The sequence below is a fragment of the Streptomyces sp. CNH189 genome (assembly GCF_000527195.1).
In genome coordinates, this window is the sequence record NZ_AZUS01000014.1 from 197,344 (window position 1) to 204,062 (window position 6,719).

General features: G+C 68.9%; 7 protein-coding genes. 1 reads left to right on the forward strand and 6 read right to left on the reverse strand.

Annotated features, from left to right (window positions below; genetic code table 11):
* Nucleotides 1–314: 314 nt before the first annotated feature.
* The 6 genes from rsmG to rpmH form a co-directional block, all read right to left on the reverse strand.
* Nucleotides 315–1,034: a 16S rRNA (guanine(527)-N(7))-methyltransferase RsmG gene (rsmG, locus tag B100_RS0120350; protein ID WP_024886266.1), complete on the reverse strand. Its 720-nt coding sequence runs from the start codon at nucleotides 1,032–1,034 to the stop codon at nucleotides 315–317.
* Between the two features lie 120 nt (nucleotides 1,035–1,154).
* Nucleotides 1,155–1,667 carry a R3H domain-containing nucleic acid-binding protein gene (locus tag B100_RS0120355; RefSeq protein ID WP_024886267.1) on the reverse strand — a complete coding sequence of 171 codons (513 nt, stop codon included), beginning with the start codon at nucleotides 1,665–1,667 and terminating at the stop codon, nucleotides 1,155–1,157.
* A gap of 15 nt (nucleotides 1,668–1,682) precedes the next feature.
* Nucleotides 1,683–2,954 carry a membrane protein insertase YidC gene (yidC, locus tag B100_RS0120360; protein WP_024886268.1) on the reverse strand — a complete coding sequence of 424 codons (1,272 nt, stop codon included), beginning with the start codon at nucleotides 2,952–2,954 and terminating at the stop codon, nucleotides 1,683–1,685.
* A gap of 3 nt (nucleotides 2,955–2,957) precedes the next feature.
* Entirely contained in the window at nucleotides 2,958–3,332 is a 375-nt protein-coding gene (gene yidD / locus B100_RS35685) for a membrane protein insertion efficiency factor YidD (protein WP_078541038.1), read from the reverse strand.
* Nucleotides 3,329–3,700, reverse strand: a complete 372-nt coding sequence (gene rnpA / locus B100_RS35690) for a ribonuclease P protein component (protein ID WP_078541040.1) — start codon at nucleotides 3,698–3,700, stop codon at nucleotides 3,329–3,331. The genes yidD and rnpA overlap by 4 nt, the downstream gene beginning before the upstream one ends.
* Before the next feature lie 21 nt (nucleotides 3,701–3,721).
* The gene (gene rpmH / locus B100_RS35695) at nucleotides 3,722–3,859 is read right to left on the reverse strand and encodes a 50S ribosomal protein L34 (protein ID WP_003975051.1); all 138 of its coding nucleotides are present in this window, start codon (nucleotides 3,857–3,859) and stop codon (nucleotides 3,722–3,724) included.
* A gap of 376 nt (nucleotides 3,860–4,235) precedes the next feature.
* On the opposite strand from rpmH, the gene dnaA reads away from it, so the two are divergent.
* On the forward strand, nucleotides 4,236–6,212 hold the full coding sequence (dnaA, locus tag B100_RS0120370; protein ID WP_078541042.1) for a chromosomal replication initiator protein DnaA: 1,977 nt from the start codon (nucleotides 4,236–4,238) through the stop codon (nucleotides 6,210–6,212).
* Nucleotides 6,213–6,719 lie beyond the last annotated feature (507 nt).

Here is a 6,719-nt window from a genome sequence, read left to right on the forward strand (position 1 = left end):
GAAATCCACCTCGGTGGACAACTCCGTACCCCGGGAGGGGGTGGGTTTCCCGTCGGGGGCAGGGCCCTCCGCAAGGGAACCGAGGGGCTTCCGGTCACGGGGTTCGGCCGCAGCGCGGCCCCGACTGATGATGCCGTGCAGCAGTGAGCGACGTTTCACGTGAAACACGATGCACAGCGGTCGAGGCAGCCATGCCGCGACACTCCGGCATGCGCAGGTATGGCACCTTGTGTGGAGTACGCCCGGCCCTGCGGGCCGGGCGCGTCGTACCAGTGCGCCGGCCCCTCTGCCCCCATACCGAGGACCCGGACTCGCTACCCGCGTCTGCGGCGGGCGCGTCCCGTGCGGGCGGCCTTGGCGCGCTTGGCCGCGAAACGCACGCCGCCAGGACTCTCTCCGACCTCGACTCTCACCACCGTGGACATCGGATCGACAACACCCTCTCCCACATGCACGACCGATGTGGTCACGGCGCCGAGCTTGCTCAGTGCGGTGGCCGCACTCTTCAGCTCTTCCTCGGCGGTGTCGCCCTTGAGCGCGAGCATCTCCCCGTACGGCCGCAGCAGCGGAATGCCCCAGGTGGCCAGCCGGTCCAGCGGAGCCACGGCACGCGCGGTGACCACATGCACCGGGGGGAGCTTGCCCATGACCTCCTCGGCACGTCCCCGCACAACCGTCACATGGTCCAGCCCGAGCAGCTCCACGACCTCGGTCAGAAAGTTGGTGCGGCGGAGCAGCGGCTCCAGCAGGGTGATCTTCAGGTCCTCACGGACCAGAGCGAGGGGAATGCCCGGCAGGCCGGCCCCCGAGCCGACGTCGCACACGGTGACGCCTTCGGGCACGACCTCCGAGAGCACCGCGCAGTTCAGCAGGTGCCGCTCCCAGAGGCGGGGCACCTCACGCGGGCCGATGAGGCCGCGCTGAACGCCCGCCTCGGCGAGCAGCTCGGCGTACCGGACTGCGTCCGCGAAGCGCTCACCGAACACCTCGCGGGCCTGCTCGGGCACGGGGGGAAGCTCCGCTGCCTCCGTCACGGGGGACCGTCCTTCCGTACGGCGCCGGCACACATGCCGGCACCAGAACCAGAACTAACAGGCTGACAAGAGTTCGGCCCCGCCTGCGCAACAGACGGGGCCGGTAAAACATGGAACCGATCAGGCGGGAAGCACGACGACGAAGCGCTGTGGCTCCTCGCCCTCGGACTCGCTGCGCAGGCCCGCCGCCTTGACCGCGTCGTGCACGACCTTGCGCTCGAACGGGGTCATCGGGTCGAGACGCACGGGCTGCCCGCTGGTCCTGGCCTCGGAGGCGGCCTTGGCCCCCAGGTCGGCCAGCTCGGTGCGCTTGCGAGCGCGGTAGCCGGCGATGTCGAGCATCAGGCGGCTGCGGTCACCGGTCTCCCGGTGGACAGCCAGGCGCGTCAGCTCCTGGAGGGCCTCCAGGACCTCGCCGTCACGGCCCACCAGCTTCTGCAGATCACGGCTTCCCATGTCGCTGATGATCGAGACAGAGGCGCGGTCCGCCTCGACGTCCATGTCGATGTCGCCGTCGAGATCGGCGATGTCGAGCAGACCCTCCAGGTAGTCCGCCGCGATGTCGCCCTCCTGCTCCAGGCGGGTCAGGGTGTCTGCGCCCTCGGCAGCGGCCGCGGTGGTGCCTTCCGTCACGGGATGGACTCCTTCTTACTTCTTGGACGGGGACTTGGGCCGCTGCGGGCCCTTGCGCTGTCCGGACTGGGCCTTGCTGCGGGTGCTGCCGTTGCCGGCTGGCTTGGCGTTGTCCTTCTTGGCCGCGGGCTTGGCGTCCTCGGGTGCGTCGTCCTTCGTCAGCGAGGTGGGCTCACCCGCCGCCTTGGCCGTGCCGGACTGGCGCTGGGACTTGGACTGCCGCTTGGGCTGCTGCCGCTTGGGAACGGTGGCGGTGGCAGTCGACGTACCGTCCTCGGCCTGGACGGCGGCGCCGCTCTCGCCTCGGATGACGTTGCCGTCGGTCTGGGCGGCGAGGCCGGCCTTGTTCAGGCCGTTGATGAACTTGCGCTCGTGCTCGTTGCGGTCCCGGCCCTTGGCGACGATGGCCTTGACGATGGCCCGCTCCCGGCGGTTGCGGGTCTTGCCGTGCTTCGCGAGGTGCTTGGAGAGGCGCTCCAGGTAGGCGGCCTGAGCCTTCGATCCCGGCGTGGGGTTGTTGTGGATGACGTACATCTGCTGGCCCATGGTCCACACGTTGGTGGTCAGCCAGTAGACGAGGACACCGACAGGGAAGTTGATGCCGAAGACGGCGAAGATGACGGGGAAGACGTACATCAGCATCTTCTGCTGCTGCATGAACGGCGTCTTCACCGTGGTGTCGACGTTCTTCGTCATCAGCTGGCGCTGCGTGTAGAACTGCGACAGCGACATCAGGACGATCATGATCGCCGTGACGACGCGGACGTCGAGCAGCGTCGAGTTCAGGGCCTCGACCTTGTCCGGGCTGTCCGTGAACTTCGCGGCGAGCGGGGCACCGAAGATGTGGGCCTTCTGGGCGCTCTCCAGCAGACGCTCGTTGATCACGCCGATGGTGTCGTTCGAGGCGATGCTGTTGAGCACGTGGTACAGCGCGAAGAAGAACGGCGACTGCGCCAGGATGGGAAGGCACGAGGAGAGCGGGTTGGTGCCCGTCTCCTTGTAGAGCTTCATCATCTCTTCGGACTGGCGCTGCTTGTCGTTCTTGTAGCGCTCCTGGATCTTCTTCATCTCCGGCTGGAGCGTCTGCATCGCGCGCGTCGCCTTGATCTGCTTCACGAAGAGCGGGATCAGGCAGATGCGGATCAGAATCACCAGGGACACGATGGACAGGCCCCAGGCCCATCCCGTGTCCGGGCCGAAAATGGAGCCGTACACGCTGTGGAACTGGACGATGACCCAGGAGACAGGTGTCGTGATGAAGCTGAAGAGGCTGGCAATCGTGTCCACTAATCATGCTCCTTGGGCATGGGACGAGGTCTCTGCGGCCGGGCTCGACGGACTCGTAGGACTCGTGGGAGAAGCTTGTCCCTCGGTGGCCGGTTCGGCGGCGGAGGTCCCGCCCTTGCGTGCACGCCAGGCGTTACGCAGCATTTCGTGCCACCGCGGACGCTTGCGCGGTGGGACATGGTCCACACCGCCCAGCGACCACGGATTGCACCGCAGGATGCGCCAGGCCGTGAGTGCTGTGCCCTTGACGGCACCGTGCCGGTCAATGGCCGTGTAGCCGTAGTGGGAACACGACGGGTAGTACTTGCACACCGGGCCCAGCAGTGGACTGATCGTCCACTGGTAGAGCTTGATCAGGGCCAGCAGCGGGTACTTCATCGCGCGCCCCCTCCCAGCAGCCGCTGCAGAGCGGCGTCCAGGTCTCGGGCCAGCTGTGCATGGTCGGCGTCGCCCGCGGCGGGCAGCGCTCGTACCACTACCAGGCTACCGGGGGGCAGCTGGTCGACTCGCTCGCGCATCAGATGGCGAAGCCTCCGCTTCACCTTGTTGCGCACCACCGCACCGCCCACGGCCTTGCTCACGACGAAACCCGCACGCGTCGGGGGAGCGCTCTCCCCAGGCGCATGCGGGTCCGTTGCACCGCTACGAAGGTGGACGACGAGGTGCTGGCGCCCGGCCCGGCGCCCTCGTCGTACCGCGGTCGCGAAGTCCTCGCGCCGCCTCAGCCGGTTCTCGGTGGGCAGCACGATGTCATGACCTGATCGGGATCAGGCGGACAGACGGGCGCGACCCTTGCTGCGGCGGGTCGCGAGAATCGCGCGGCCGGCACGGGTACGCATACGCAGCCGGAACCCGTGGGTCTTGGCGCGACGACGGTTGTTCGGCTGGAAGGTGCGCTTGCTCACTCGGGGGCTCCAGAAAGATTCGGTGGTTGCGGGGTGCCGTCCTGGCTGTCACCGTGCGCCCACGAGTAGCTCGCGTTACGCCCGAGTGCACCGCTGACCGATCAACTTGCGCGATCTGTGCCCATCGGAGGCAGGCGGCAGCAGCCATCGACAACTCGACCTGGTCACGGTACGCGCGGCTGCGCCATTCGGTCAAACCGGCGCTCGCCAGGAGACACTTGTCCACAGGCTGGGGACAACAACTTGAACCGTACCGGTCGCGCTGACTACCGTGACTGGACTCCGATTCGTTCCCTTGACCCTCCACCACCCGATTTACATCCCGACCCGTCCCTTCGCATCACACGATCGAGGGACCTGTGAGAGAGCGTGCCCTGTGGCTGACGTACCTGCCGATCTTGCCGCAGTGTGGCCACGCGTACTGGAGCAACTGCTCGGCGAGGGCCGTGGTCAAGGTGTGGAGAGCAAGGACGAGCACTGGATCCGGCGCTGCCAGCCGCTGGCCCTGGTCGCCGACACCGCGCTGCTCGCCGTCCCCAACGAGTTCGCCAAGGGTGTGCTCGAGGGACGTCTGGCCCCCGTGGTCAGCGAGAGCCTGAGCCGCGAGTGCGGCCGCCCGATCCGTATCGCGATCACGGTCGACGAGACCGCCGGCGAGCCCCCGGCCACGCCCACGCCCCGCCCGCAGCCGCGGTACGAGGAGCCGGAGCTGCCCGTCCACCCGGACCGCCCGGAGCACCGCGACCGACCGGACCACCGTGAGCGCCCCGAGCACCGTGAGCGCCCTGACCGGCGCGACCGGCAGGAGCGCGAGCCGTACGAGGGCTACGAGGGGTACGGCCGCCGCCACGGCGACCAGCCGGGACCGTCCGGTGACCAGATGCCGTCCGCCCGCCCCGCCTATCCGTCGGAGTACCAGCGTCCGGAGCCGGGCTCCTGGCCGCGTCCCTCGCAGGACGACTACGGCTGGCAGCAGCAGCGCCTCGGCTTCCCCGACCGGGACCCCTACGCCTCTCCGCCCCAGGACCCCTACGGCTCCCCGTCGCAGGACTCCTACGGCTCGGACCCCTACGGCGGCCCGGCCTCCCAGGACTACCGTCCCCAGCCTGTGGAGCGCCCCTCCTACGACCAGCGCTCCGACTACGAGTCGTCCCGGGGCGACTACGACCAGCGTGACGCCATGCGCCGCGACCTGCCCGAGCCGCCGCCCGGCTCGGGGCACGTCCATCGCGGTGGCCCGGTGGGCCCGCACCTGCCCACGACCGGCGCGCCCGGCCCCCTGGCCGCGCAGCCGGCCCCGGCGACGGGCCCCGGCGAGCCGACCGCACGGCTCAACCCGAAGTACCTCTTCGACACCTTCGTGATCGGCGCGTCCAACCGCTTCGCGCACGCTGCCGCCGTGGCCGTGGCCGAGGCGCCCGCGAAGGCGTACAACCCGCTGTTCATCTACGGGGAGTCGGGCCTCGGCAAGACGCACCTGCTGCACGCGATCGGGCACTACGCGCGCAGCCTCTACCCGGGCACACGCGTGCGGTACGTGAGCTCGGAGGAGTTCACCAACGAGTTCATCAACTCCATCCGCGACGGCAAGGGCGACAGCTTCCGCAAGCGCTACCGCGAGATGGACATCCTGCTCGTCGACGACATCCAGTTCCTGGCGGACAAGGAGTCGACGCAGGAGGAGTTCTTCCACACGTTCAACACGCTCCACAACGCCAACAAGCAGATCGTGCTCTCCAGCGACCGGCCGCCCAAGCAGCTGGTCACGCTGGAGGACCGGCTGCGGAACCGTTTCGAGTGGGGCCTGATCACCGACGTCCAGCCGCCCGAGCTGGAGACGCGCATCGCGATCCTGCGCAAGAAGGCGGTGCAGGAGCAGCTCAACGCCCCGCCGGAGGTCCTGGAGTTCATCGCCTCCCGGATCTCCCGCAACATCAGGGAGCTGGAGGGCGCGCTGATCCGGGTGACGGCCTTCGCGTCGCTCAACCGGCAGCCGGTGGACCTCGGGCTGACGGAGATCGTCCTGAAGGACCTGATGCCCGGGGGTGACGACTCGGCCCCGGAGATCACCTCGACGGCCATCATGGGCGCGACCGCCGACTACTTCGGGCTCACCGTCGAGGACCTGTGCGGCACCTCCCGCGGCCGCGCGCTGGTGACCGCCCGGCAGATCGCCATGTACCTGTGCCGTGAGCTGACGGACCTGTCGCTGCCGAAGATCGGCGCGCTGTTCGGTGGGCGGGACCACACCACGGTGATGCACGCCGACCGAAAGATCCGCAATCTGATGGCCGAGCGGCGCTCCATCTACAACCAGGTCACCGAGCTCACGAACCGCATCAAGGCCGGCTGACGGCCCCCGACACCGCACGAGGGCGCCCCCGGAGGAATCCGGGGGCGCCCTTCTTCGTGTGCCGGATCGCGCCCTCCCAGGTGCCGACGACGCAGCACGCTCGCGCGCTCGCGGGCAGCCGACGGCGCTGCGGCGGAACCGTCGACGGCACGCAGACGCCCCGTTATCTTTTTCGCGGTCCTGCAAGAGGGCCGCTGGCCTCCGGGCCCGGCATGACTGTTGCCCCCGTTATCTTTTTCGCGGTCCTGCAAGAGGGCCGCTGGCCTCCGGGCCCGGCATGACTGTTGCCCCCTGTCGATGGGATGACCTGGGGGGTGGTGTCACCGGGTCCGAGGGGTGCCGTCGGAGACGCTGATCAGAGGTCCGACCACCGCCCGGCCGGGCGCAATGTCCGGCCGCTCGCGGGCGGCAGGTCTGCATAACGTGGATGCGCGAGAACGGCTCCCGTCCTTGGGGCCGGCACGCATCGACACGGGTGGGGGCACGGTGATCAGCATCGACGGGGTA

Excerpts from the sequence above, each read along its gene's own strand:
- yidD (WP_078541038.1), bottom strand. The coding sequence starts at position 3,332 with ATGAAGTACCCGCTGCTGGCCCTGATCAAGCTCTACCAGTGGACGATC.